Annotated in this window: 22 protein-coding genes and 1 other RNA gene; 7 read left to right on the top strand and 16 right to left on the bottom strand. The window is 45.8% G+C overall.

Annotated elements, in window-relative coordinates; translation table 11 throughout:
* Positions 1-21: 21 nt before the first annotated feature.
* From PEB0122_RS08590 to PEB0122_RS08545, 10 genes are all read right to left on the bottom strand, one after another.
* Entirely contained in the window at positions 22-1,440 is a 1,419-nt protein-coding gene (locus PEB0122_RS08590) for a UDP-N-acetylmuramoylalanyl-D-glutamyl-2,6-diaminopimelate--D-alanyl-D-alanine ligase (protein ID WP_075916728.1), read from the bottom strand.
* Positions 1,437-2,885: a UDP-N-acetylmuramoyl-L-alanyl-D-glutamate--2,6-diaminopimelate ligase gene (locus PEB0122_RS08585; RefSeq protein WP_075916726.1), complete on the bottom strand. Its 1,449-nt coding sequence runs from the start codon at positions 2,883-2,885 to the stop codon at positions 1,437-1,439. The genes PEB0122_RS08590 and PEB0122_RS08585 overlap by 4 nt, the downstream gene beginning before the upstream one ends.
* An 18-nt stretch (positions 2,886-2,903) precedes the next feature.
* Positions 2,904-4,655, bottom strand: a complete 1,752-nt coding sequence (locus tag PEB0122_RS08580) for a peptidoglycan D,D-transpeptidase FtsI family protein (RefSeq protein WP_075868718.1) — start codon at positions 4,653-4,655, stop codon at positions 2,904-2,906.
* Complete coding sequence (ftsL, locus tag PEB0122_RS08575; protein ID WP_075868720.1) at positions 4,652-5,059, bottom strand: cell division protein FtsL; 408 nt, start codon at positions 5,057-5,059, stop codon at positions 4,652-4,654. Before ftsL ends, PEB0122_RS08580 begins: the two co-directional genes overlap by 4 nt.
* On the bottom strand, positions 5,056-6,081 hold the full coding sequence (rsmH, locus tag PEB0122_RS08570; protein WP_075916724.1) for a 16S rRNA (cytosine(1402)-N(4))-methyltransferase RsmH: 1,026 nt from the start codon (positions 6,079-6,081) through the stop codon (positions 5,056-5,058). Before rsmH ends, ftsL begins: the two co-directional genes overlap by 4 nt.
* A 125-nt stretch (positions 6,082-6,206) precedes the next feature.
* Positions 6,207-7,520 (bottom strand): Nramp family divalent metal transporter, encoded by a 1,314-nt coding sequence (locus tag PEB0122_RS08565; RefSeq protein ID WP_075914211.1) that lies wholly within the window; start codon positions 7,518-7,520, stop codon positions 6,207-6,209.
* Positions 7,521-7,633: 113 nt separating this feature from the next.
* Positions 7,634-8,028, bottom strand: an RNA gene (rnpB, locus tag PEB0122_RS08560) — RNase P RNA component class A.
* A 667-nt stretch (positions 8,029-8,695) separates the two neighbouring features.
* Complete coding sequence (locus tag PEB0122_RS08555) at positions 8,696-9,463, bottom strand: N-acetylmuramoyl-L-alanine amidase (RefSeq protein ID WP_075916722.1); 768 nt, start codon at positions 9,461-9,463, stop codon at positions 8,696-8,698.
* Positions 9,460-10,173, bottom strand: coding sequence for a J domain-containing protein (locus PEB0122_RS08550; RefSeq protein WP_075916720.1), 714 nt, complete (start codon positions 10,171-10,173; stop codon positions 9,460-9,462). Before PEB0122_RS08550 ends, PEB0122_RS08555 begins: the two co-directional genes overlap by 4 nt.
* 115 nt (positions 10,174-10,288) lie before the next feature.
* Positions 10,289-10,645, bottom strand: a complete 357-nt coding sequence (locus tag PEB0122_RS08545; protein WP_075916718.1) for a hypothetical protein — start codon at positions 10,643-10,645, stop codon at positions 10,289-10,291.
* Between the two features lie 116 nt (positions 10,646-10,761).
* On the opposite strand from PEB0122_RS08545, the gene PEB0122_RS08540 reads away from it, so the two are divergent.
* Both PEB0122_RS08540 and PEB0122_RS08535 read left to right on the top strand, forming a co-directional pair.
* Positions 10,762-11,565 carry a glycoside hydrolase family 25 protein gene (locus tag PEB0122_RS08540; RefSeq protein ID WP_075869827.1) on the top strand — a complete coding sequence of 268 codons (804 nt, stop codon included), beginning with the start codon at positions 10,762-10,764 and terminating at the stop codon, positions 11,563-11,565.
* Positions 11,566-11,711: 146 nt separating this feature from the next.
* A complete protein-coding gene (locus tag PEB0122_RS08535) occupies positions 11,712-12,956 on the top strand; it encodes a lytic murein transglycosylase (RefSeq protein ID WP_083650296.1) in 1,245 nt (414 codons plus the stop codon).
* Positions 12,957-14,227: 1,271 nt separating this feature from the next.
* On the opposite strand, the gene metF is transcribed toward PEB0122_RS08535, so the two are convergent.
* Together metF and PEB0122_RS08520 are read right to left on the bottom strand one after the other, a co-directional pair.
* Positions 14,228-15,145, bottom strand: coding sequence for a methylenetetrahydrofolate reductase [NAD(P)H] (metF, locus tag PEB0122_RS08525; protein WP_075868734.1), 918 nt, complete (start codon positions 15,143-15,145; stop codon positions 14,228-14,230).
* A complete protein-coding gene (locus tag PEB0122_RS08520; protein ID WP_075914204.1) occupies positions 15,145-16,152 on the bottom strand; it encodes an ArsR/SmtB family transcription factor in 1,008 nt (335 codons plus the stop codon). Before PEB0122_RS08520 ends, metF begins: the two co-directional genes overlap by 1 nt.
* 555 nt (positions 16,153-16,707) lie before the next feature.
* Between PEB0122_RS08520 and PEB0122_RS08515 the strand changes: the two genes are divergently transcribed.
* Entirely contained in the window at positions 16,708-17,019 is a 312-nt protein-coding gene (locus tag PEB0122_RS08515; RefSeq protein ID WP_075914203.1) for a DUF2293 domain-containing protein, read from the top strand.
* Positions 17,020-17,309: 290 nt separating this feature from the next.
* Here the strand turns inward: PEB0122_RS08515 and PEB0122_RS08510 are convergent, their stop codons facing one another.
* Together PEB0122_RS08510 and PEB0122_RS08505 are read right to left on the bottom strand one after the other, a co-directional pair.
* Positions 17,310-18,014 carry a L,D-transpeptidase gene (locus tag PEB0122_RS08510; protein WP_075916714.1) on the bottom strand — a complete coding sequence of 235 codons (705 nt, stop codon included), beginning with the start codon at positions 18,012-18,014 and terminating at the stop codon, positions 17,310-17,312.
* A gap of 123 nt (positions 18,015-18,137) precedes the next feature.
* Positions 18,138-18,365, bottom strand: coding sequence for a hypothetical protein (locus tag PEB0122_RS08505; RefSeq protein ID WP_075916712.1), 228 nt, complete (start codon positions 18,363-18,365; stop codon positions 18,138-18,140).
* 108 nt (positions 18,366-18,473) lie between these two features.
* On the opposite strand from PEB0122_RS08505, the gene PEB0122_RS08500 reads away from it, so the two are divergent.
* Together PEB0122_RS08500 and PEB0122_RS08495 are read left to right on the top strand one after the other, a co-directional pair.
* Complete coding sequence (locus PEB0122_RS08500; RefSeq protein ID WP_143238821.1) at positions 18,474-19,415, top strand: hypothetical protein; 942 nt, start codon at positions 18,474-18,476, stop codon at positions 19,413-19,415.
* Positions 19,405-19,857 carry a hypothetical protein gene (locus tag PEB0122_RS08495; RefSeq protein WP_075916708.1) on the top strand — a complete coding sequence of 151 codons (453 nt, stop codon included), beginning with the start codon at positions 19,405-19,407 and terminating at the stop codon, positions 19,855-19,857. The genes PEB0122_RS08500 and PEB0122_RS08495 overlap by 11 nt, the downstream gene beginning before the upstream one ends.
* Here PEB0122_RS08495 and tam read toward each other — a convergent pair.
* On the bottom strand, positions 19,850-20,614 hold the full coding sequence (tam, locus tag PEB0122_RS08490) for a trans-aconitate 2-methyltransferase (protein WP_075868742.1): 765 nt from the start codon (positions 20,612-20,614) through the stop codon (positions 19,850-19,852). The genes PEB0122_RS08495 and tam overlap by 8 nt on opposite strands.
* Positions 20,615-21,292: 678 nt before the next feature.
* On the bottom strand, positions 21,293-22,942 hold the full coding sequence (ettA, locus tag PEB0122_RS08480; RefSeq protein ID WP_075868746.1) for an energy-dependent translational throttle protein EttA: 1,650 nt from the start codon (positions 22,940-22,942) through the stop codon (positions 21,293-21,295).
* A 545-nt stretch (positions 22,943-23,487) separates the two neighbouring features.
* On the opposite strand from ettA, the gene PEB0122_RS08475 reads away from it, so the two are divergent.
* Entirely contained in the window at positions 23,488-24,039 is a 552-nt protein-coding gene (locus PEB0122_RS08475) for a hypothetical protein (RefSeq protein WP_075916704.1), read from the top strand.
* A 93-nt stretch (positions 24,040-24,132) separates the two neighbouring features.
* Positions 24,133-24,474, top strand: coding sequence for a hypothetical protein (locus PEB0122_RS08470; protein WP_143238820.1), 342 nt, complete (start codon positions 24,133-24,135; stop codon positions 24,472-24,474).
* Positions 24,475-24,884 lie beyond the last annotated feature (410 nt).

Genomic DNA, 24,884 nt, shown 5'->3' with positions numbered 1-24,884 from the left:
GAAGCTTGGCCTTTTTAACTTTCAATTGGCTTTCTTATAACGTTCGAGCAAAGCCGACACAACACGCGAAGAGCGAATAGAATTCGATGATTTGACCATGATGACATCACCATCATGAATATCTTTGAGAATGAGAGGGATAATCTCTTCGACATTTTCTTTCAAATAGACTTTGAGCTTTTTGGTAAGCTCCTCTTTTAAAGGTTCGATTTCACGACCGATGAGATAAACCGGATTGGCACCCGAGGCAAAAACCGGTTCGGCAAGTTCGCGGTGAAGTTTTTCGCTATATTTGCCAAGTTCGAGCATATCACCAAGCACGGCAATGCGGCGCCCGCGTGCACCGGTTTGTGCTTGTTTCAAAAGTTCAAGACTTGCCCGCATCGAAGCGGGATTGGCGTTATAGCTTTCATCAATCAGCGTGAATGTACCGCCCGATGGCAGTTCCAGATGATAACGCGCACCACGCCCGTTTTCGGCGCTAAAAGTTGCCATTGCCATCACAATATGCGCCATATCGGCACCAACGCAATCACACGCGCCGAGCACTGCCAGACAGTCTTGCACGATATGGCGCCCGGGAGCGGCTACTTTCACCATGGCTTCATCGTTGCCAATCTTCACACTCATACTTGAACAGTCGGCCAACATATGGAGTTTTTCCAAACGGTAATCAGCAAAATCGGCTTCGCCGAAACTCAATATATTTTCAATCCCGCAGGCTTTCGCTTTATCGGAAAGAAAATGGAAAAAATCATCATCAGCGTTAAGAAGAGCTGTTCCGCCTTTGATGACACCTTCGAAAATTTCCGCTTTGGCAGTTGCAATTTCCTCGATACTTGAAAAGAATCCCAGATGCACCGCAGCAACCTTGGTGATAATGGCTAAGTGAGGCCGCACCATTTTTACCAATGGGCGGATTTCACCAGAATGGTTCATGCCGATTTCAAACACTCCGTAATCTGTATCGGCTGGCATACGGGCAAGGGTTAGCGGTACCCCCCACTGATTATTGAACGACGCAGGATTGGCGTGAACTTTTCCGACAGCTCCAAGACAGTGGCGCAGTGCTTCTTTCGTCGTCGTTTTGCCGACAGATCCGGTCACAGCAATAATTTTTGCGCTTGATCTTGCCCGCGCTGCCACTGCAAGCTCATCCAATGCCTTCAGCGCATCATTAACCGCTATCATTGGTACGCCAAGCTTTTGGAGATCCGCTTTGTGGGCTTTTTCGATAATCAACAAGCCTGCGCCAGCCTCGGCAGCTTTCGCCGCAAAATCATGGCCGTCGAGTTTTTCGCCCTTGATACAGAAAAAGATTTCGTTAGGCTTTACGGTGCGGCTGTCTATCGAAACGCCTGACAATTCATCCGGCAAATTGCCGATGACCTCGCCATCAATTGCTTTTTGTAACTCGGCTTTCGTCCATAATGGCATCATTTATGCTGTCCTTCCAAGGCCTCCGTTATTTCCTGATGGTCAGAAAAAGGATGGACTTCGGTTCCGATAATTTGGCCCTTTTCATGCCCTTTTCCGGCAACAACCAATGTATCGCCGCTCTGAAGCAGAGAAATGGCATAACGGATGGCTTCGCGTCTATCCCCGATCTCCTTGGCACCGCTTGCTGCTGCCATAATTTCTCTACGGATTTCGGCAGCATTTTCGGTGCGCGGATTATCATCGGTCACAATAACAATATCGGCATATTTGGTAGCGATTCTTCCCATAATCGGGCGTTTACCCTTGTCACGGTCACCGCCACAGCCGAACACCACAATCACTCTTCCGGTGGTGAATGCTTTTACAGCAAGCAAAACCTGTTCCAGCGCTTCCGGTTTATGGGCATAATCAACATAGATTGCCGCTTTATCTTTTGTTGTACCGACAAGTTCAAGCCGCCCCGGTGCTCCCTGCAACCGTTCAAGTGCACGGAATACTGCTGCAGCAGAAACACCGGTTGCAAGGGCAAGCCCGCCGGCAACCAGCGCGTTGGAAACCTGAAAATCGCCTGCAAGTGGCAAGGTGAACTCGAAAACCTCTCCATCGACAATGCAATCGACAAATTGACGTGAGCGTTGATGCTCGACATGACGGAGTTTGATAAAATCGCCCTTGCGACCGACGGTCAGAACTTTCCGTTTTGCACGTTTGACATGTTCAATTGCCGCTTCCGAAAACTTGTCATCGGCAAAAATGACGGCCGGTGCATCTTTCGGCAAAAGTGTGTCGAACAAACGCATTTTTGCCCTGAAATAATCCTCGACAGTCGGGTGATAATCCATATGGTCACGACCGAGATTGGTAAAGGCTGCTGCTTTCAATTTCACCCCGTCAAGCCGGCATTGATCTATACCATGGGAAGACGCTTCCATGGCCACATGGGTCACACCTTCGTCAACAAGTTCGGCCATTGTTTGTTGTAATCTTACCGGATCGGGGGTCGTGAGTGAGCCATATTCGTTTCTTGTCGGTGTAATAACACCGATAGTGCCGATCGTTGCTGCTGCAAAACCGGCATCCTTCCAGATCTGGCGCGTAAATGACGCCACAGATGTTTTGCCGCTGGTGCCGGTAACGGCCACAACTGTGTCGGGTTGCTTGCCAAAAAACCGTGCGGCAACAATGGCAAGCTGGTGACGTGCATCGGGAACTCGCAAAACCGGCACTTTTTTCGACTTCAGTTTAAAATCATGGTCGGTTAGAATTGCAACTGCGCCCCGTTTTGCTGCATCCTCCGCGTAAACGCCGCCATCTCCCTTATTGCCTTTAAGTGCAACAAACAGAAATCCGGGTAATACTTTTCGTGAATCGGCTGTAACACCCTTGATTTCAACCGAAGAAAGGGATGAATCCAATGCTTTTCCCAAAAGTTGATCAAGTTTCATGCGTTATCCCCTTTCGGCCTAATCATTGAACGACGTCTCAGGCAACTTTTGGTTGCCGGAAGAAGCGAGAACAGGTGCATATTCTTCTTTGAAATCCGGTCTTACACCAAGGAAAGTTGCAGACCGGTGAATGATCTTTTCAACCATCGGGGCTGCGTTAAAACCGGCAGTTGCGCCAAACTTTCCTTCTTCCGCCTTTGGTTCATCAATAATTGTCAAAACAACATATTGCGGGTCGTCAATCGGGAAAGACGCAAGGAAGGCGTTAAACCGTTTGGTTTTTGAATATTTGCCGTTTTCGACTTTTTCAGCAGTACCGGTTTTGCCACCAACACGATAACCTTCAACCTTGGCTCGGCGCCCCGAACCGATATCTCCATTCAATTTATAAAGATAACGCATGTCGCGGCTCGTTTCCGGTGAAACAACCTGTTTGGAATGTTCTTCCGCCTCCTCGGCTGTGCGTTTTAAAAATGTCGGTTCGATAAGCCTGCCGCCGTTCATCAAGGCACTGGCACCGACCGCGGTTTGTAGAGGTGTTGTCATCATGCCATGGCCGAAAGCAATGGTCATGGAATTGACAGTTTTCCAACGCCTCGGCTCGACCGGACGGGCAACTTCGGGAAGTTCTGTCGTCATACGGTCAAGAAGTCCCATTCTTTTTAAAAATTCGCGGTGCCCGTCAATGCCGATTGTCAACGCTTCTTTTGCTGAACCGATATTGGAAGAAAAGATGAAAATTTCCCAAGCGGTCAACGGACGATATTTACCGTGGAAGTCACGGATGAAATGTCCACGTCCGGCAGCAAGCGGCTTTGACGCGTCAATCACGCTATTCAGCTGGAATTTTCCCGAGTCGAGCGCCATTGCAGTGGTAAAACTTTTAATTGTCGACCCCATTTCGAAAGTACCGGCTGTCATCCGGTTAAGGCGATCTTTTTTAAGTGCATCGACCGGATTATTGGGATCGAAATCGGGCATGGAAGCCATGGCAAGCACTTCACCGGTGTGGATATTGATAACCACCGCACCGGCGGCAATTGCCTGATATCTTTGCATGGCGTCTGCCAATACATCACGCATAATGGCCTGAACACGAATATCGATTGAAAGTTTTACCGGTTCAAGTGACGTTTCGTCGGCAAGTCCGGCTGCACGCAAATCGCTTAAACCCGCATTGTCGATATATTTTTCCATGCCGGCCGTGCCCTGATTGTCGACATTGACCATACCGAGAATATGGGAAGCTGTTGGTCCACCCGGATAGAAGCGACGCACTTCCGTGCGAAACCCGACACCGGGAATACCAAGAGCCATAATCTGCTCTTTCTGACTTGGCGTAAGCCCGCGCTGAATCCACGCAAAACCGGTTTTCTTTTTAAGCTTTTTATAGGTTTCCTGCCAATCAAGATTGGGCAGAACCGTTGAAATCAATTCGATTGTTTCATCAACATCAATGATGCGGCGCGGTTCGGCAAAAAGTGAATAAGTTTTCAAATCGGTTGCAAGGAGACGTCCGTTACGGTCAAGAATATCGGGACGGGCTGCCGATTGTTCGACCGCCGGCCCTGACGCCTCTTCAATCTCGCCACCTTTGATACCGAAATAGATAAGACGGGCAAAAATAACTGCATAAACACATAAGAAACAGCTCACCACCACCATCAGACGGCGGCGGGTTCTGCGTGAACGATATTCGGCCTTTTGCAACTCTTCATAACGATTGAGAGGTGCCTTCGGTTTACGCTTCAAAAACGGAATAAACTTCATGGCCGGACACTTCCTGTTGCGATATTATCGATATTCGCGTTGCCGTTGCGGGCAAGCAGCGAATTCTTTTCTTCAAGCTCGTCATCCTTGATCAGATTTTCGATCTGGTCTGGCAGCCGTTCAGGTATATCCTGCAACTTGATAATCTGGCGGGGTTCGGTTACCTGCAATCCGAGTTGGTCCTGATAACGGGTGGCCAATACCTGCATACGTTCCGGCTCTATCATCATTGCCCATTCGGCATGCAGCAGGTTGATGGTGTTTTTTTCGGCAACAATTTGTCGTTCGATACGCTGGACTTCACCAATGCGTTTCAGTGCGTCGTACTTCACCTTGTAGGTAATACCGGCTGCACAAATCATAATAGCCACCAAGATCATATCAAATGTACGAAAAACTGTCATTTTCCACTACCATCATTTCGGGCATCAGTTCGGGCATTAAATCGGGCTAGTTCAGGAAGTCCGAATATTGATTTATCAAGAGGTGCAATGTCGGCATCTGTGCGGATGCCAAAACGGAAGCGCGCGGAGCGTGAACGGGGGTTGAATTCGAGCTCCGCTTCATCTGCGGTAATGCCGCTTTTGACTTTAAGCGTGAATGTCGGCTTTTCTGTTTGTTGAACCGGCAGATAACGCGATTGTGCGGGAGCTTTTGACCGGAGAGCAAAAAACTTTTTGACCATGCGGTCTTCAAGTGAATGGAAGGTTACAACACCAAGCCGCCCGCCCGGCTTCAACACCGCTTCGCCAGCTTCAAGCGCTTTTGCCAATTCCTGAAGCTCGTCATTGACGTAAATGCGCAAGGCCTGAAAAATTCTTGTTGCCGGATGGATATGCTCGCCGGGTTTGCGCCCCACCAATGTCTCGACAGCATCTGCAAGATCAGACGTCCGCAAAAACGGCTTTTTCTCACGCCTTTCGACAATCATTCTGGCAATGCGTGCCGCATGGCGCTCTTCCCCGAGAAGACCGAAAATGCGCGTAAGGTCATTCACCTTCATAGTGTTCACGACATCGGCTGCGCTAAAGCCCGATTCCGACATACGCATGTCAAGGGGGCCATCTTTCTGGAACGAGAAGCCGCGCTCTGCCTCGTCAATCTGCATGGACGAAACCCCGATATCAAGAATAACACCGTCAACTTTATCTTCTGTCACATGGCCGAGATTGGAAAATTCTGTATGAACGAGTTTCAATCGCGGACGATACTCTTCAACCAGAGCTTCACCATCACGGATCGCTTCAGGATCCCGATCAAGTGCAATGACATTGGCTCCTTTATCAAGAAGTGCGCGCGAATAACCACCTGCACCGAACGTGCCATCAATGATTGTTTTACCGGCGCAAGCATCCATTCCCGCAAGAACAGGTTCAAGTAAAACAGGGATATGACGTTTAAAAACAGTATCCTTAACAGTTGGCATCGTTATCTTTTAACAGCACGTTTAAAAATCGATTGGCGCATCCTGACCTTTCAATCGGTCAAAATGCGTCAATCTCCTTTATCGCACAGTTATGCTTAACGAAGTGTTAGGATCGGGCTCATCAATCACGAAATTTCCGGTATCAAACCGAATGTCATGAAGAGCAATACAAAATTCAGTATCAAAACAACAATTGCCGAAAGAATGGCAACAATCTGGGTAACAATTCCGTTGGAAAATTGCCCCATAATGGATTTGCGACCACTAAAGTAGAGAAGCGCAATCATAGGGACAGGTAACGAGATTGAAAGAATAACCTGACTGACAACCAGCGCTTCGGTCGAGTTGACGCCAAGCGCCACAACGATGAAGGCAGGAATCATTGTAACAAGACGGCGAACCCATATCGGTATGTAGAAACCGACAAACCCTTGCATAACCATTTGTCCTGCCATCGTGCCGACAACCGAACTTGAAATACCCGAAACAATCAGAGAAACGAGGAAAACGCCTGCTGCACCGATACCGAGAAGCGGTGTCAATGTGTAATAGGCCTGATCGATTTCGGCAATGTCGTTATGCGCACCATGAAACGTACTTGCCGCCATAATAACCATGGCCATATTGACCATACCGGCAATAGCAAGAGCAACAATAACTTCGCGGTTGGAATAGCGCACAAGCTGGCGACGATCCTTGTCACTCTGGACTTTGGCACGTGCTTGTGTGAGGCCGGAGTGAAGGTAAAGCGCATGCGGCATAACGGTGGCACCGATAATGCCGACGGAAATAAGCAAAGCGTTGGCATCAGGCATTTCCGGAGTAAAAAGGTGCAACCCCGCAGCTTCCCAATCAACCGGTGCTATGACCATTTCAATAAGATAACAAAGACCGATAATCGAAACCAGAATACCGATCAGAATTTCCGTCGGGCGGAAACCGCGGCTATCAATCATCAGAAGCGCATAGGTAACAATTGCAGTGATAATCATACCGACGATGAGCGGCAAATTGAACAACAAGGCAAGACCGATAGCACCACCGAGGAATTCGGCAAGGTCGGTTGCCATTGCAGCAATTTCGCTGATAATCCACATAGCCACAACAACAGGCTTTGACAGGTTGTCACGGCAGAGCTCTGCGAGGTTGCGGCCGGTTACAATGCCGACTTTAGCCGACAGTGCCTGAAACAACATGGCAATCAGATTGGCGAGCAACACAACCCACAACAATGTATAGCCATAGCCGGATCCGGCCTGAATATTGGTTGCAAAGTTACCCGGATCCATATAGGCGATCGAAGCAATAACGGCAGGCCCGACCATGAGAAGAAATGTACGTCCGCCCTTTCGCTTGCCGGCAAGCATTGCAGAAATGCCTTCCGACGTCCGTTCGGTGAGTGAGGACTTACGGGAAAATTTATCATCTTGAAGAGACATGCAACAAAACTTTCTAATTGCGAATGCTTTGCATTAGCTCTAAAGGTATTATCCCGTCAATCGGTTTTAGACAAAAATGTTGTGATTATTCATTCTATAACAAAATAATGAAAAATGTCAGTCGGTCTGTAAGCCGGGTTCTGTATGGCGAAATTTGATTAAAAATTCCGCGTGACAGCCATTCATCTAGTACGGATGTTACCACCCGTCTCGTGCAACCTACCCGAATGACAGGCCCGGAAATCGGCTGCAAGCAAAGCTCGCGTGTCATTCCTATTCGGTCTTGCTCCCGGTGGGGTTTACCTTGCCACATCCATTACTGGATGCGCGGTGGGCTCTTACCCCGCCTTTTCACCCTTACCTGTTTGAACAGGCGGTATATTTCTGTGGCACTTTCCCTGAGGTTGCCCTCGCCGGACGTTATCCGGCACCGTTATTCCATGGAGCCCGGACTTTCCTCACCTTTCACCTTTCGGTATTGAGAAGGCGCGGCTGCCCGACCAACTGACGGGCTCTTTATAAAACAAAAACAACCGGCTGCAAACCAATAAAAGCTGCTTCATTGCCAAACTCTCCGCGAACCGCTCCGGAAAGGAACGACGTTCTATTTTTAAAAAACCTGAAAAACAAAAATTCCGGAAAACCGAAGGCGATAGGGGTCATTCCGGTCACTCGATTGCTAAACTTTACAAATGCCATAAGACAGGCTTCGCATGCGAAATAACGACTTGAGACGATACAAAAGCCGACCGTTCTGCCCCTTGAATGTCCATGAAATATTTTAAAATTGGGCCTGAATATCGGTTAAGCTGTTTTTTAAATCCGACAAGGAAGATTGGCTAAAAGCAAAACAAACTATTGATTGTTTTTCGGGCAATTGCACGACCGAGATAAAGTCCGAAAAGCCGTTGCCCGACGATTCTTGCCCATATAAAAATCTTGGAAGTACAAAACTTTAAAAATTTTCCGTAAATGGCGCTTTTCCGGAACAATCAGAACAAATCTATTTTCTATGAGAAAAAAGACCTTCGATTTGAACAACCAAGATCAGAAACAATTTGACAAGGAAAAGAGCAAAAAGCGCTCCATTTTTTAAAAAATATAGTCAGGCTGCCTACTTCCATTGAAGCATAGCCATTCAATTGTTCCGGCTATATTTTTAAGAACCTTACGCTTCAGGTGAGGCTTTTCAACGTGCCAAGCAAGCGATGAAGTGTATCAATCGTCGAGACATCCGCAACACCGTCAACCTTTTGTGGTCTGAAATGGCGTTGAAAGGCTTTTGTTACCAGTTGCGTGCGTTCGTCGAAAGAACCGGTGATATCAATGCCATAACCGTAAAGCGCAAGCATTGACTGATAGGCTTCAACAGGTCTGCCACTTTCACCATTGGTCATGAAGCGTCCACCGGAAATTGCGGCCGGACGCACAAAATGGCCAATACCGGCGTTATAAAGGTTTTCCCATGGAAATTTTTCACCCGGGTCACTTTTGCGATGCGGTGCAATATCGGAATGGCCAAGCACATTCCGTTTTTCAATTGAATATTTTTCGATAATCGATTTGCAAAGTTTGATGACCGATTCAATCTGTTTTTCCGGATAATCGGGAAAGTTCAACAAAGGTCCACCATTGACAATCTCAATACCGATAGAATGGGAATTCACATCTGTGACACCGCGCCAGAAACTTTCACCGGCATGCCACGCGCGATAAGCCTCTTGAACCAGTTGCACAACTTTCCCGTCTTCTTCCACAACATAATGCGCTGAAACCTTTGCTTCCGGCGAACATAAAAGGCGTTCGGCACTTTCGGCATTTTCCATGCCCGTATAATGAAGAACAAGAAATTGCGGTTTAGCGCCATCTTTGCGCTCTTCAAAATTAGGCGAAGGGCGCACAGTTGCTCCCTGATAATCCGCTTTGAAAGTTTCTGCACTCATACTGTAACAAACTCCTCACGCACGATAGCCCATGCGTTATTAATAGCCGCCAGACGCTCGTTGGCAATAGCCAGAAATTCCTTTGGCAAACCGCGTGCCATAACCCTGTCGGGATGGTGTTCGCGCACGAGATCATGGTAGTGTTTACGTGCTTCCTCGAAGCTTATGCCTTTTTTGAGGCCCAAAACCAGCCACGGATCACTTTCACCGATAACAGCGTGACGCGCGCTGATTACCCTGAACTGCTCACGAGAAAAGCCGAAAATATCGGAAACCTCTCGCAAAAAAACGAGCTCGTCCTGATGGATTACACCGTCCGATTTGGCAATATAGAAAAGGCCTTCCAGAACATCTTCCAATAATTGTCCCTGACAGTCGGATTCCTGACAAAGCCGAAACAGGCGACGCGCGTAGACGTCAAAGCCTGCAATGTCCTGTTTGGCGAGGTTATAAAGGCGTTCGACATTATGAAACTCGTGGTCAGGGACCGAAAAGATTTCATAAAATGCTTTGACCTCGGCATCGCTTACGACACCATCGGCTTTTGCCATTTTTGCCGATAAAGCAATCATGGCAATAGAAAATGCAACTTGTCTGCGTGTTTCAGGATCCCCTTCAAAGAAGGTACGTACACGTTCGACAATAGCATTCAATGCGTCGCCAGCAATGTTGCTGATAAGCTCGCCAATACGTGTCCATAATGAAGGCATTCCGTTTTCCTGAATTTGAAGTTAATAAGACTGTTCTGTTTGATCGGGCGCCTTAACAACTATTTGGCCAAAGCCGATAATTGATAGTGCGAAGCGATATGAATGAAGTCGACTGTTATTGTTCTTTATCCCCGTCAACCGTGGAAGGACGGTTCATTGCCTGACGGGCAACTTCACCCGCTTCACGTGCAAAATTTTCCGCCTGTTCTTCACTCTGACCACTTTTCAAGGCAGATGCTTTTGCGTCTTCCATCAATTTATTGATGACATCCTGTTTTTGTGCTTGCGTCATATCCGATGGTGTAAGCGGCACTTTTGGCAAACTTATGGCTGCCCCTTCAGGAAGACCCTTTTCCCCGTTTATTTCACCGGAATCCTTGAAAAAATATAAATATCCCCACCACAAGCCGGCAATGAAGACAATGAGGAGAATAACAAGACCGATGATGCGACGCCAACGAAGTTTCTTCATATTTTTTCCAAAAGTTTTTATTTATATGCCATTCTTTTACTATTTTTAGCAATGGTGAACAGTGATTTTAGAGCCCGATAGGTGTCGAATTGTTGTTTAAAGATAATTTAAAAAAAATGGCGCGCACATTACTGGCGTCAATTGCTTCGGCTCTGTTGCTTACAAGCTGCACTTCCTTGTCTTATGATCTTGGCGATATCGTGCCACCATCCGGCACAACACCCAAGGGACCAATCAATGCCCCACGCTTCGATGACCGCAAGCCTCATGACTGGGCCGAGCTTACCCCATGGCATTACCCCATTCACGGAACCGATGTTTCGAAATATCAACAGGCAGTTGACTGGGCAGCAGTCAAACATAGCGGTATTTCTTTTGCTTTTATCAAAGCAACAGAAGGCGGCGACCGTGTAGATGACAATTTTCTCCACAATTGGGATGGGACAAAAGAAATCGGTATGCCGCGCGGCGCCTATCACTTCTTCTATTATTGCCGGCCGGCTTCCGAGCAAGCCAAATGGTATATCAGAAATGTACCGAAGGACCCGACAGCCCTGCCACCGGTTCTTGATATGGAGTGGAACGATTCTTCACCGACGTGCAAAATCCGGCCACCAGCAGAGACTGTTCGTAGTGAAATGAAGGTCTTCCTATCCATTGTTGAAAAATATTATGGCAAGAAACCCATCATCTATACGACGGTCGATTTCTTCGATCGGAACGGCCTGTCGCAAATCAAAGGTTATTCGTTCTGGCTCCGGTCAGTCGCCGGCCATCCGCAAGAAAAATATGGCACCCATCCGTGGACATTCTGGCAATATACCGGAACGGGGCGTGTTCCCGGTATCAAGGGTGATGCCGACATCAACGTCTTTTATGGCAGCCGCGACGAATGGCAAAAATATGTTTCCGGAAAATAATACCAATCAGACAATAGGCAAACATCGTGTTACTCAAGTGGGCAAATATCGCTTTGACTTGCGAGCGAATTACGCATGCCTCTTTATTTCTGATAAAAAATGGTACAAGACATTTTAAACGTCATAAAGTGCAGGAATGAGAATAAATGTTCAAGACAAGACAAGCAATTCTGGCAGCTTCGACATTCTTGTTTGCGACAGTTTTCTGCCCGCTTTCACAAGCTGAAGAACCTGAAGCGACAACCCAGACTGATGATGTCGCAACCAAAGTGGCACGCGAGGCCTGCGGCACGCCAATCGAAACATTCAGAGAAAATGTCGCCGATGAAGCTCGCAAAGCAGGTGTAAGCGAACACGCGATCGATGAACTCAAAAAAGCAACGATTGATCAGAAGGTTATTGACCGTGACAACGGGCAGGCCATTTTCAATCTCACATTTGCAGAATTTTCAAAACGCGTCATCCCTGAAGCACGTTTGAAAAAGGGTAAGGAAAACTTACAAAAATATTCCGACGTTTTTGCCAAGGCCGAGGAAAAATATGGGGTTCCTGGCCCCGTTATTGCAGCCTTTTGGGGGCTCGAAACCGATTATGGTGCGGTGCAAGGCAATTTCGATACTTTGAATGCCCTTTTCACCCTTTCCCATGATTGCAGGCGGCCGGAACTCTTCCGCCCGCAATTGATTGCACTTTTAAAACTTTTCGATCAGGGAGTCGTCAATGCCGAAACAACCGGTGCTTGGGCTGGTGAAATCGGTCAAATGCAACTTTTGCCAAAGGACTATCTGGAACGGGGTGTTGACGGCGATGGCGATGGTAAAATCGACCTTAAAGGGTCTGTTGCCGATGCTGTCATGACGGCCGCCCATATGCTAAGCGATCTTGGATGGCGGCGCGGTGAACCGTGGCTTGAAGAGGTGCGCCTCACCCGTGACGATCTTCCTTGGCAAGAAGCAATCAGGCAAAATCGCAAACCCCATTCACAATGGACCAGTTGGGGCGTTACCGGCATTAACGGCCCGCTAGGGCCTGATAATGGAGATGCGTCACTTATGTTGCCAATGGGCCGAAAGGGGCCCGCATTTCTGGCCTATAACAATTTCGATATTTTTGTCGAATGGAACAAATCGATTGTCTATGCAACAACCGTTGCCTATTTTGCCTCGCGGCTCGCCGGTGCACCGGCTTTTGACATCGGCCATCCCGAACCTGGGTTGAACACCGAAGAAATGAAGCAATTGCAACAAAAGCTTGCAGACCGTGGTTATGATATGGGCAAAGTGGATGGCGTTTACGGTATATTGACACGCGACGCAGTGCGAACCGAACAGCTCCGCTTGGGACTTCCTGCCGATTCCTGGCCGACGAAAGAATTGCTTGACCGGCTTTAGAACTGCATTCCATGTGGTCAAAAAAAGAGTGTACTTAACTCATCGCAAGACGGGTATTTTTGCCCGTTTTTGTTATGACATTTGTTTTTTTGGGGATAGCATTTATACGATTGGCAGTTGAAGGCTTTATGTATTTATTTCCGGAACTATACGGTTCCCCCCTGCTCTTTTCATCTTACAAGCATCTTTGCCGCTAATTGTAATTTCTATGATTCTTCAATAGATGCATTTTGCGTTTTTCGCGTGCTGGACGATATTTTACGTTAAACGACTTTAGCTTCTAGTGCCTTTAATGCTCCTTTTGTCAGCTTTGCAAAAAGTAAATTTTTGTCGTCGTCGCATAAAGGCTTGAACCCAATCATTTTTCCGATGGGGCATGATTCCAGCACTTTCAAAGCGCTTGCAAAATCGGGTTTTGAATTCGCCGAAATCGATGCCAATAAACTGTCAAATGTCACGAAAAATGCGACACCGGAGAAAAGGAAAAAGCGTCAGCACTTATCCACTTATCGGGAACATTGGCTGCAATAATGACACCTGAAACGCCCTGAACCATTTTAAAGACAAATTCAAAGCTCCGAGAGGATCATTCAAAGAGCAAGCAGGATAATTTCAAGTGCCGGGAGTATGAGCTTTTTAGCTCAGAACACCTAAAATAAAACCCGACCGGAGCAAGCTCCGATCGGGCCTCAACCAAGGGAAATCCGTTGCGGGGGGTCTCGGTCTCCCTGGTTGGTAATCAATCTCTTGCACTTTTATGACAGCGCATGATTGATATGACCGATACGGCATCCGATAGCAAGAAAGCAGCAAAAATTATCACTTCATTTTAAGAATTTTTTACTCGTTTTACATCTATTATGATAAAATCATGTCTAAAATGTATTATAATGAAGCAATTTTGTTTAAGATAACTCTTTTAATAGAAAATTATCCCATTTAAGCAGCAAGGTTCCGGGTTAAACATCGCCTTTCGGATGTAACAATCCAAAAGGCAAATTTAGAAACCGTTTGAAAAACACTCTTGTGCCTGCAACAGCGAGAAAGCTGAAAGACTAACCAAAGTGGTTCGTCGAAATCCGTCCACGCCAAGCAACAACGTGCCAGTAAGCCCGACACAGCGGATGAAAACTTGAAACCAGCCGCTGTTGTCATGAAATCGGGCAGCCGACATTTTGCTGCACCGGCTTTCATTCAATCAAACAGGTGGGGACGGGCGTGCGTCCGCGTTCGACGTTACCGGCTGCAATAAACGTTTAAATCATGCCTCACTACTTGGCGTTATTTGCCTTAAGCGCTGATTGAGGCCGGATGCCGATGAGATAACATATAGCGTAGACGAGATCGGCACGGTTGAGCGTATAGAAGTGGAAATCTTCAACACCGTGTTCGACAAGATCAAGAACCTGTTCGGCAGCAACGGCGGCTGCAACTAGATCATGTGTTTTCTGGTCGTTCTCCAGCCCCTCGAAACGTTGTGCCAGCCAATCGGGAATATGTGTGCCATTGCGCGAACAAAAGTTTTTAACCTGCCAAAAATTATGGATTGGCAATATGCCGGGTAAAATCGGAATATAGATACCGGCTTTACGCACTCTTTCTATGTAATCTTCATAAAAGTGGTTATCAAAAAAACATTGGGTGATGGCCTTTGTCGCGCCATTGTCTATTTTACGTTTGAGGAGATCAATATCGGTTGCAAAATCGGGACTTTCGGGATGTTTTTCGGGATATGCCGAAACGGTGATTTCAAAATCCGGATTAATCGCTTTCAAACCGGCAACGAGTTCAACCGCATTGGCATAACCTCCCGGAGTGGGATGATAGCGCCCGCCCGCTCCGTTGCTTGGGTCACCACGAAGCGCAACAAAATGATGAATTCCCATGGAAGCAAATTGCCGTGCCACGCCGTCGACTTCTTCGCGTGTTGCATCAACACATGTCAAATGCGCAGCTGCATTAAGGTGTGTTTCTTTAATGATACGTTCAACAGTTCTGCCGGTCCTCTCCCTCGTCGAGCCGCCTGCCCCGTAAGTTACCGAAACAAATTCCGGCTTTAATGGTGCAAGACGTTTGACCGTTTGCCAAAGCATTTCTTCCATTTTCTCCGTTTTTGGCGGGAAAAATTCAAATGAAACCTTCAGCTTGTCGCCCAAGTCGGGGCGGCGGGAAAGTGATGGGGCAGACATTAAGCGGTCTCCGTTAGAAATGTTGTTTTTCTGGCAATCAACAAACGTGGATCACGGGCAAGCCACAGCTTGAGTGTGAGCCCTTTTGTATTGCCATTTTGTTGGGGTTGAAAACTCAAAGTTTTTTCCAATGTCAAGCCGGCCTTATCAAGCCAGTATTCCATTTGGGAATCGGAAAATCCCATACGCACATGAGCATATTTTTCGCGTAAATATTCAAGTTCATGCGGAGCATAGTCGACAATAATGAGCCGCGCCCCCGGTCGCATGACGCGCGCCGCTTCAAAGATTGCAACTTCAGGGTCAGACAGGAAATGTAGAACCTGATAAATAGTAACGAGATTGAACGTTTCTTTCTCGACCGGCAAATTGGCCACATCTCCCAACCTGACCTGAGCGTTCGAAACGCCTGCCTTATCCAGATTGACGCGTGCAACAGCCAGCATATCGCGATTATTATCAATGCCGATCGCCCGTGTATAAAGGGGCGCAAAAAGCTTCAACAAAGATCCGGTACCTGTGCCGATATCGAGCATGGATTGGAACGGCGTTGTTCCGACAAGTTCTACCATGGTTTGTTCGACAGTGTTGTCGGGCACATGGAGCAATCTGAGTTTATCCCAGTCGTGCGCATTTTTGGAAAAATAGGCAGCCGCAGCGCGGCTTCGCTCTTTCTTGACTTCACCAAGCCGCATCAAATCCGCGTTAATAAGATTGTCTTCAACATCAATATGTTGAAGCACTATTTTCAGCATTTCCCGACGTAACGAACAAGAAGATAAAGAAAAATAGGCCCATGCACCTTCCTGATAACGCTCGATCAAACGGGCTTCCGTTAAAAGCCGTAAATGACGCGATACGCGTGGCTGCGATTGACCCAGAATTTTTGTAATGTCGGAAACCGTCAGATCGCCTTTATCCAACAAAAACAGTATGCGCAAACGTGTTGTTTCAGCAACCGCCTTTAATACGTCTACCATTTCATTCAACGCCAATTGGCGAACCATGACTTTTCTCCGCTCTTATAGACATAAAGATATCTTTATATATTTCACAAATGTCAAGCAGAGAGATTACTTATGCCCACAAACACCGGAAAATTCCCCTTCAATACATATCTTTTTACGTCGGGACATGTTTTCTCCGAAGCCGTTTTGCTTGATAGACGGAATATCGCGATACGATGCAACCCGAGATAATCTTCGCGAAAAAAGAGTTTATACGCCTATAAAAAGAAGTTATTCAGCACCGTTTTTTCAATTGTTTTTTCTTACCCCGTTTAGGGAAGCGCTTACCGATCTACATACAGTTAAATTTTTCAAAAATCCCGTTTTAGTACTGTTCGGGCTGTTGATACGCCCAACATTGTTTTTCAAAAAAGCTTTATCTTAAAGGTAGGAATTGCTTTTCGGGAGTATTGAGAGCAGCAAATCTTCCCTTTGATCAATGGAAAATTGTAACCTGATTAGCGGGTGCAACTGTTTTTATATTTTGACGTATAAGCTTATATAAACGCAAATGACAAAAATCTGTTTGACAAGAAAACAAGTTCAATTTTTTATTTGTCCATGACGACGAAGAGACAACGCGCTGTTGCAAAAGAATTGACGCTACTGATACCGCAAGCCCCCTATGCCGATAGCGAACCGATCAGGTCTGCATCGTTAAGCCCGCATATGAAGCATCTTCCCCCCTCTATTGCCGTTTGGTTGTCGATTGTTGCTTATATCCGACACACTTACACAAATTATGATGAATTGCGTGACGAGGGATATGATAAAGACTCGGCACGGTTTTTTGTCATTGATGATATTAACGAAAAACTGACAGAATGGCGGGCAACCCGTTTTGTCGACGTGGAAGACAAATTGTAACACACGCTTGAACGACTTCTGCGATATTAGCCAATCGCATAGAGAAAATATGCGATTACACGAAAATCAGCACCAATTCGGACTTTATTCTGTTCGCATCGTGATTTTTCAAGCACCTCATCGAAGATAATAAATGCGGCTATCAAAGCTTAAAAATCCGGCCTCATGATTTCATAAGCAAAAATATAAGCCTGCGAACCGATGCGACATGTTTTAAAAAAACAATCGAGGTAGGAAAAGAAAAAGGGCGGGAAAACCGCCCTTTCAAATGAACCACTTATGAGGAAAAATTAACGAACAATCACTTTTGAGCCGATCTGTACGCGCTCGAAAAGATCAACAACATCCTTGTTCAACATACGGATGCAGCCTGCTGACACATTTTTGCCGATGCTTGAAGGTTGTGTTGTGCCATGAATACGGAAATAAGTGTCGGTATTCCCCTGGAAGAGATAGAGCGCGCGGGCGCCAAGCGGGCTATGCAAGCCACCGGGAACACCATCGGCAAAACGCTTATATTGCTGGGGTTTACGCTGAACCATATCGGCAGTCGGAATCCAGCGCGGCCATTTACGCTTGAATTGAACCCTCGCTTCACCATGGAAGCCAAGACCGGAAGCACCGACACCGACGCCATAGCGAATAGCCTGACCGTCGCCCGTTACAAGGTAAAGGTAGTGATTTTCCGGTTCGACAATAATGGTTCCGGGAATCTCGGTGGTCGGATAAGGAACAACCGTGCGCTCGTATTGTTCAGGAATCTTTACTGTAACCGGTGGAATTTTAAATGGCTCGTCAGGAGTTTGCTCATAACGGTCATAAACCGATTGGGTGCCAAGCAAAGTTGACGTGACAACCGTTTTTGCCGGTGCAACGTTTACATTGTCGTTCGGTACTACTGTTGGAGCAGGTGTCGTTGCACAGCCGACAAGCCCAAAGCCCAAAATGCCGAGAGCCGCTGCAAGCCCCGTTTTTTGTTGCCAGAAGTATTTCATTTGATGTCTAGAAACCTCGTTATTGCGATACGTTTGACCGCTGGTATTTTTCTCGTACAACGTGGTTAATAGATAGTTAACATAATAAAAAGTATTTTCAGATTATAACCACCATTTTTAAAGCTATTTAAGTTCTTTAAAGACAACTTTTCCGCGTAGCAAGACAATTATGCAACAGTAAATGAAGTGGTGCGCCGCTTTTAGTGAGCAAATTTCAACCCCGAAAACTTCAAAAACACTAACGCGGTCAAGACGAATCAATTGGCGGTTAAAAACACCATTAAAAATCGTCTTCCCGTTTATTATGGCAATTGCTTCGCTTACATTTCCTCCCCACATCGGATTTTTCATCTGCTATTTCATTATTTTATGTTCGATTTATTGGTAGATTCCAGTGTAAAATGCAACACTAGAATCTATCTTTATTACTTTAGCATCAGATATTGTAAAGGTTAATTGATGAATAAATTTGAGCGCATTATCCGATATACATGTTTAATTGCAGCGGTTCTGACTGTGTTTTACATGTTATTTTCTTTTTATACATCAATGCTGGCAAGGGAACCCCAGATCGTGAATGAACAGATTGATGATACAGCGCCTAGAGCTTACTCCTATTTCAAACATGAGGCCCCTGCTGTTTATCATTTAGCACGCAAAATTGAACGACAAGACCCCATAACAGTGGACGAGGTGAAAGCCCTGCCCGAAGGCAGTCTCAATGCTCGTTATGAAGGTGAAATCACCTTGCTGTATTTTGCGCTTGATCAATATAATCTACAGGCCATTGATGCTTTATTGGCTGGTGGTGCAGACCCTTATATGATTGATCAGCCCTCAACCGGTTCAGGACGCGATTTTACTTATTATATGGGAGCCATGAATATGTCTTCCCGGCCCGACCTTGGCGTCAAGTTCAAGACAGACCTGATTAAAATTTATCTCAAAAACGGTGGTGATCCAAATCACAAGTTGCCTGGCCAATCTGGTTCACCATTTTTCTATTATGTTGCCCTCATGAAGAATTTTGATGGGGTAGAGGTTTTGCTTAAAGCCGGTGCCAACCCGTTAGTCTATGATAATGATGGTAATTTTAATGCAGTCATTTCATTAGCTCTCAATCGAGATGAGCGAAGTATGAAATTGGTGTGTGATATTGTATGTCATGGTGCTTTTGACTTTGCTTCAGATAAAGCGGTATCGGATATTGTTAATATTTTAAGCCCGTCCGGCCCTGATAATCCAAAGCGTGAAGCTGTTTACAAAAAATTGGCCATGCGCATTTTGAAATATCATCCAAATTTCAAAGAAAATCCAAATACGCAAAGAATGTTTAATGGATCTATTCCATGGAAAGATATTTTAGCCCTTGATGACAAGGAGCTGTGCAATGACCAATGAACAGACACAGGTGCATGGTAGCACCATTAGCAATTATTGTAAGATGCAGGCCGCTTATTTATGCAAGCTGATTTATAAAGACCCGCCGGGAAATGAGCCATTTGATACAAATTGGCCAGACAAAATCAATGAAGCAGAACAAAACTGGGAGGTCTGGGAAAATTTTTATCATACGGACAGAACTGGTTTTGTAGCACGTTTATATAAGCCTAAAGGTTATAAGGCTGATTGCGAAAATGACGGGAACATATGTGGCAGAACCCCATTGGGAAATCTTCGCGACAAATCTCGTAAAATGATTTTAATCCGAAAAATTATTTTATCTCATCCCGATGTGAGCTTGTCCGGAAAACCGGAAAATAAAAAGAGCCATAACATATATGGCTCTTTCAATTGGATTCATGATAGCAACACGCAGATTTTGATCTTGAACTTTACTTGACCAAAACCAAAAACATGCGCGGAAAACGCAAAAGCACTTTACCGTCATATTGTGTCGGATAAAGCTTTTTAATGCGTTCAAGATAAAGAGCAAGGTAGTCCTGCTTTTCCTCGTCGTTCAATGGAGCCAGAAACGGCCGCAAGGCTGCACCTTTCACCCAATCGACAATCGCTTCATGATTTTCCATAATCGGGTTGTAGATTGTCTGCCAAATATCAATATAGCGCACAAGCGGCTTCAAAGCATCGTAATAGACAGAGACATTCGGGAGTTTTTCCCGTGCTACAGCACCGATACGATCATTCCAACGTTTGTCTTCGGCAACGTGAATCATTGCCCGATGAAGTGGCTCGAACAGGTTATCCGGCATTTGTACGGCCAGTGCTGCACCGCTTTTCATGGCAGAGACCAACCGTTTCATCTCATCAATATGATCTGGCAACCATTGAAACACCGCGTTCGAGAACAATAGATCGACATCGCTGTCCGGAGACCATTTTTCAATATCCTGAACCGTAAATTCGATTTTTGGCAACCGCTTCTTCGCACTGGCGATCATCTCGGCAGAAGAGTCAAAGCCCGAAACCTTGGCTCTTGGCCAATGCTCGCACAGAACTTCGGTTGAAGTTCCCGGGCCGCAACCAAGATCGACAATGGTTTTTACCTCTTTCAGAGGAACAGCATTGGCAAGGTCATGTACCGGTCTTAAACGTTCATCCTCGAATTTCAAATAATCTTGTGCTGACCAATCTTGCATAAATTTTCTCCATTGTCTTATCGGGCAGTGAAACCAGTTTACCACTTTTTGCGGTCAAGACACCCATAAAGTCAAAAATTCCCCATATAGTCCGAATTTCTCTTCAAACGTGAAAAACGTTTGGTTTTAAACCTCCACCGGTTGTGTTCTTTCGCTTCATCTATCTGAAAAAGACCATATCGGGTTGCGCATGTTCTTTCACCGTTCGTCGGGATGGACGGATGTACTTCGAGTGCCTCAACCGCTTTTTTCACGGCTGTTTTTAAAATCCTTTATCCTGCTTTTAATTGGCTGGTAAAGCTTCAATTTTGACGAAACTTATTTCCATCTAACTCATCTCTCATAACCGAGTTTTCCAGCCTTCTCTTAGTCGGTTTTAACCGAATAGATTTTTTCATTTTAAAGGAATGGATAAAGCCTGAACGACCGGAAAGCCTGCTGATTTATTTTAACCGGAAAAATTGTTGCCGATTTTTATCGGGATTATATCCAGTTTTTATTCTATGGTTTCGTCTCTCAGTTGAAAATCACACAGGTAAAAATGTTAGCAAAATGGCCGACACCGACATTGGCAGCAATCGATCAAACAGGGAAAAATAAAAAAAGCGGGGAAACCCCGCTTCTTCTCTCATAAAAATCGAAACCCGACGATAATGGTTCTTGAAAGCGTGATGAATCTCAGCGTGTCAAACGTTTGTAAGTGACCCGTTTCGGATTGACGGATTCCGGTCCAAGACGGCGTATTTTATCGGCCTCGTATTCTTCAAAATTGCCTTCAAACCATTCCACATGACTGTCACCCTCGAAAGCCAGCATATGTGTCGCCAAGCGATCAAGGAACATACGATCGTGGCTGATAACAACGGCACAGCCGGCAAAGTTTTCGAGAGCTTCCTCCAAAGCTGCCAGCGTTTCGGTATCAAGATCGTTGGTCGGCTCGTCGAGCAACAAAACATTGCCGCCCTCTTTCAAAAGTTTGGCAAGATGCACACGGTTTCTCTGACCGCCCGAAAGGTTGCCAACCTTTTGCTGCTGGTCACCACCCTTGAAGTTGAACGCACCGCAATAGGCACGGCTATTCATTTCATATTTGCCTAGTTTGATAATATCGTTGCCACCGGAAATTTCTTCCCAGACTGTTTTATTCGGGTCGAGTGCATCACGACTTTGATCGACATAGCTCATTTTGACTGTGTCACCAATACGGATTGTCCCGGAATCCGGCTTTTCCTGCCCCGTCAACATTTTGAACAATGTTGTTTTACCGGCACCGTTAGGACCGATAACACCGACGATACCGCCTGCCGGTAATTTGAAAGACAGGTCGTCGATCAACATGTGATCACCAAAACCTTTGCTTAAATGTTCAACTTCAATGACAACCTGCCCCAATCTTTCGCCAACCGGAATGATGATTTGCGCTTCACCGGGACGGCGGTCATTGGCAGCCTTGACCAATTCGTCATAAGCCTTGATACGCGCTTTCGATTTTGCCTGCCGAGCCTTCGGACTTGATGCAATCCATTCTTGCTCACGTGTCAAAGCCTTCTGGCGGGCAGCTTCTTCACGTCCTTCCTGTGCAAGACGTTTGGCTTTAGCTTCCAGATAGGCTGAATAATTGCCCTCGTAAGGTATGCCATGGCCACGATCAAGCTCCAGAATCCAGCCGGTTACGTGATCAAGGAAATAGCGATCGTGGGTGATGATGAGAACCGCACCCGGGTATTCACGCAAATGCTTTTCAAGCCATGCTGTGGTTTCGGCATCAAGATGGTTGGTCGGTTCGTCAAGCAATAACAGATTGGGCTGTTGCAACAATAATTTACATAAAGCAACGCGGCGTTTTTCACCACCCGATAATTTGGAAACGTCGGCATCTGCGGGCGGGCAACGCAGCGCATCCATTGCCATTTCCACCTGTGAATCAAGATCCCACAGGTTGCGGCTGTCGATAATATCCTGAAGTTTTGCACCTTCTTCGGCGGTTTCGTCAGAATAGTTCATCATCAATTCATTATAGCGGTCAAGAATTGCCTTTTTATCGGAAACGCCTTCCATCACATTTCCACGGACATCTTTTGTCGCATCGAGAACCGGCTCTTGTGGCAAATATCCGCAAGTAGCACCTTCGGCAAGCCAGGCTTCACCGGTGAATTCTTTGTCAATGCCGGCCATAATCCGCAAAATCGTCGACTTACCAGCGCCGTTTGGCCCCAGAATACCTATTTTTGCATCGGGATAGAAAGACAGATTGATATTGTCCAAAATTTTTTTATTGCCGTAGGATTTGCTAAGACCAGCCATATGATAGATAAATTGCCGCGCCATATATGTTCTTCCATTCCTTGATTGACGGGAGTTGAAATGCTTTTTTTCGCATTTTCCCTTTAAAAGCGTTTTATTGAAAACACTGTGTCAAAACCATGTTGTTTCTGTCTTTTAACCGAAAGAGTCGAGGTCGGCAATCTATAGTCAAGGCAAAAAGGTTCGAAATCGCTTATCCCTTTTTACCTTGGGCGGGTATAATACCCCTCTTCCCCCGACCCAAATAAATCTGCTGTTATTGTTACCTCTTGAAACCAAGCGGATGTGGAACGCGTCTCCCTATTTTCGGTTTTTTCAAAGGGATTTTATGCGCTGCTATCCCCCTCTTTTAAATCGGGTGCTACAATGAGGCTTAGAAAGCTTCATAACAAACTTTGCATTATTCGCCCGGCAAGCCGGATTTTTTAAATAATGGCATTGTTTTTTCAAGTTCGACAAATAAGAATATAAAACACAAATTCGGTGTTTCGATATCTTCAGCAAAGTGAATGAAAACACGTTGAAAAATGCTTAAGGTCCAGAACCAGCTAACGCTTGGAAAAAACCTAATGCCGCCGATCGTTTTCGATCGCGATGGCAAGACAGAAAGCTCGGTCGAAAGCGACAATCTCCTTCTTGTGCCCGACAGTTTGTTTGAAATACCTTCAGCATTTTCTGAACAAGAAAAGAAACAGTACCGGATTGGTCGCAATATCTTTCTTGAAAAGGCAAGACAACAAAACAATTTCATTGTTTACGCACCGTTTCCCTTGGGATTTTGGGCTATCCCCGCACTTGCTCAAGGCCGGTTTGCGAAACTTGTTCTTGATAGGCCGGAAGATTATAGCAACTGGCGATACTTTGCGACACGGTTTTGTTTAAAAAATGAAAAGCGGCGCATGGGGTCGGACGTCTACAGTCCACGTCTGATGAGACAATTGCATAAAATCCTTTCAATTGCGGATTATTTTTCGCTAACAATCGGGGATTGGCTTTATCTTGCAGAAAAATCGAAACAATATTTGCCTCGATTGGCAAATATGATTTTGTGGCTCGACGAGAAAACACCGCAGCAGGACATCTCGATTTTTTTGGGTAGCGGACGGAAAAGTGCCTCTTGACATGACTTTTCTTAACTTCATTAGCTGGATAAAATGTTTTTCAAGTTCATATGCCGTTTCAAACAGAACCCCTCTTTCGATCAGGAGACTTTGATGCGTTTTGCTAGCGTCTTTTTTGTTTTTGTTCTTTTTCCATTAACTGCTTTTTCACAGGAAACCGACATTCCATGCAAAGATGTTGCAGAGGTCGGCCGATCTGTCATGATGGTTCGTCAAAGCGGTGTGCCGATAGAAAAGGCCATGGGGCTTGTTCTTAACGGTTTGAAAGAACAATCTAACGAGCACCAGAAAATGCTTGAGCCGGTTTACAGAAAAATTGTTACCCTTGCCTATCAGGAACAACAATATTCAACGAATCGCGATCGTATTGATGCAACAGACAAATTCGTCAAAAGCATCTTCAACCGCTGCGCAAGGCGCCTGCCAAGAAGTTGAAATTGTAAAAACAAGTTTTAACCGGAATATCAGCTTTTGAGTGGAACGAGTTGAGGGCATCACCTTTCGAACTTATAGCCCGTTATCATCGAGCTATTCGAGACATCGTCTTACAAAAAAGACATGAGATAAAATTCTATTGTTGTTTCAAACTCTGATGTCGAAAACTGTCCTCTCCTTTTTCAATTGGAGCATCTTACAAACTTCAACAGGAGAAATGACAAAATATCCTGATTTCTCGCCGATTATGCAAATGGGTCGATGAGCCTGAACTATCGTTAATAATCCGGTATGTTTGAAAACAGCTCATCAACAACGAGGTTTCGTCACCGAGCGCTTATTTTCAGCAAGTAGCAATTTCCGATTTTGAAAAACAGACACTTGCCCGATAGACTTAGGCTGACCCGAAC

It is taken from the genome of Ditibartonella apis, assembly GCF_001952075.1.
Taxonomy (GTDB): domain Bacteria; phylum Pseudomonadota; class Alphaproteobacteria; order Rhizobiales; family Rhizobiaceae; genus Bartonella; species Bartonella apis.
This window is presented reverse-complemented; position numbering and strand designations above follow the sequence as displayed.

What these genes read in the sequence shown, in the direction of transcription:
- PEB0122_RS08590 (WP_075916728.1), bottom strand. Translation starts at nt 1,440, where the DNA reads ATGATGCCATTATGGACGAAAGCCGAGTTACAAAAAGCAATTGATGGC.
- PEB0122_RS08585 (WP_075916726.1), bottom strand. Translation starts at nt 2,885, where the DNA reads ATGAAACTTGATCAACTTTTGGGAAAAGCATTGGATTCATCCCTTTCT.
- ettA (WP_075868746.1), bottom strand. Translation starts at nt 22,942, where the DNA reads ATGGCGCGGCAATTTATCTATCATATGGCTGGTCTTAGCAAATCCTAC.
- ftsL (WP_075868720.1), bottom strand. Translation starts at nt 5,059, where the DNA reads ATGACAGTTTTTCGTACATTTGATATGATCTTGGTGGCTATTATGATT.
- PEB0122_RS08505 (WP_075916712.1), bottom strand. Translation starts at nt 18,365, where the DNA reads ATGAAAAATCCGATGTGGGGAGGAAATGTAAGCGAAGCAATTGCCATA.
- PEB0122_RS08555 (WP_075916722.1), bottom strand. Translation starts at nt 9,463, where the DNA reads ATGAGTGCAGAAACTTTCAAAGCGGATTATCAGGGAGCAACTGTGCGC.
- tam (WP_075868742.1), bottom strand. Translation starts at nt 20,614, where the DNA reads ATGCAAGATTGGTCAGCACAAGATTATTTGAAATTCGAGGATGAACGT.
- PEB0122_RS08580 (WP_075868718.1), bottom strand. Translation starts at nt 4,655, where the DNA reads ATGAAGTTTATTCCGTTTTTGAAGCGTAAACCGAAGGCACCTCTCAAT.
- PEB0122_RS08550 (WP_075916720.1), bottom strand. Translation starts at nt 10,173, where the DNA reads ATGCCTTCATTATGGACACGTATTGGCGAGCTTATCAGCAACATTGCT.
- PEB0122_RS08500 (WP_143238821.1), top strand. Translation starts at nt 18,474, where the DNA reads ATGAATAAATTTGAGCGCATTATCCGATATACATGTTTAATTGCAGCG.
- PEB0122_RS08520 (WP_075914204.1), bottom strand. Translation starts at nt 16,152, where the DNA reads ATGGTTCGCCAATTGGCGTTGAATGAAATGGTAGACGTATTAAAGGCG.
- PEB0122_RS08535 (WP_083650296.1), top strand. Translation starts at nt 11,712, where the DNA reads ATGTTCAAGACAAGACAAGCAATTCTGGCAGCTTCGACATTCTTGTTT.
- PEB0122_RS08565 (WP_075914211.1), bottom strand. Translation starts at nt 7,520, where the DNA reads ATGTCTCTTCAAGATGATAAATTTTCCCGTAAGTCCTCACTCACCGAA.
- PEB0122_RS08470 (WP_143238820.1), top strand. Translation starts at nt 24,133, where the DNA reads ATGCGTTTTGCTAGCGTCTTTTTTGTTTTTGTTCTTTTTCCATTAACT.
- PEB0122_RS08545 (WP_075916718.1), bottom strand. Translation starts at nt 10,645, where the DNA reads ATGAAGAAACTTCGTTGGCGTCGCATCATCGGTCTTGTTATTCTCCTC.
- PEB0122_RS08495 (WP_075916708.1), top strand. Translation starts at nt 19,405, where the DNA reads ATGACCAATGAACAGACACAGGTGCATGGTAGCACCATTAGCAATTAT.
- rsmH (WP_075916724.1), bottom strand. Translation starts at nt 6,081, where the DNA reads ATGCCAACTGTTAAGGATACTGTTTTTAAACGTCATATCCCTGTTTTA.
- metF (WP_075868734.1), bottom strand. Translation starts at nt 15,145, where the DNA reads ATGTCTGCCCCATCACTTTCCCGCCGCCCCGACTTGGGCGACAAGCTG.
- PEB0122_RS08510 (WP_075916714.1), bottom strand. Translation starts at nt 18,014, where the DNA reads ATGAAATACTTCTGGCAACAAAAAACGGGGCTTGCAGCGGCTCTCGGC.
- PEB0122_RS08475 (WP_075916704.1), top strand. Translation starts at nt 23,488, where the DNA reads ATGCCGCCGATCGTTTTCGATCGCGATGGCAAGACAGAAAGCTCGGTC.
- PEB0122_RS08540 (WP_075869827.1), top strand. Translation starts at nt 10,762, where the DNA reads ATGGCGCGCACATTACTGGCGTCAATTGCTTCGGCTCTGTTGCTTACA.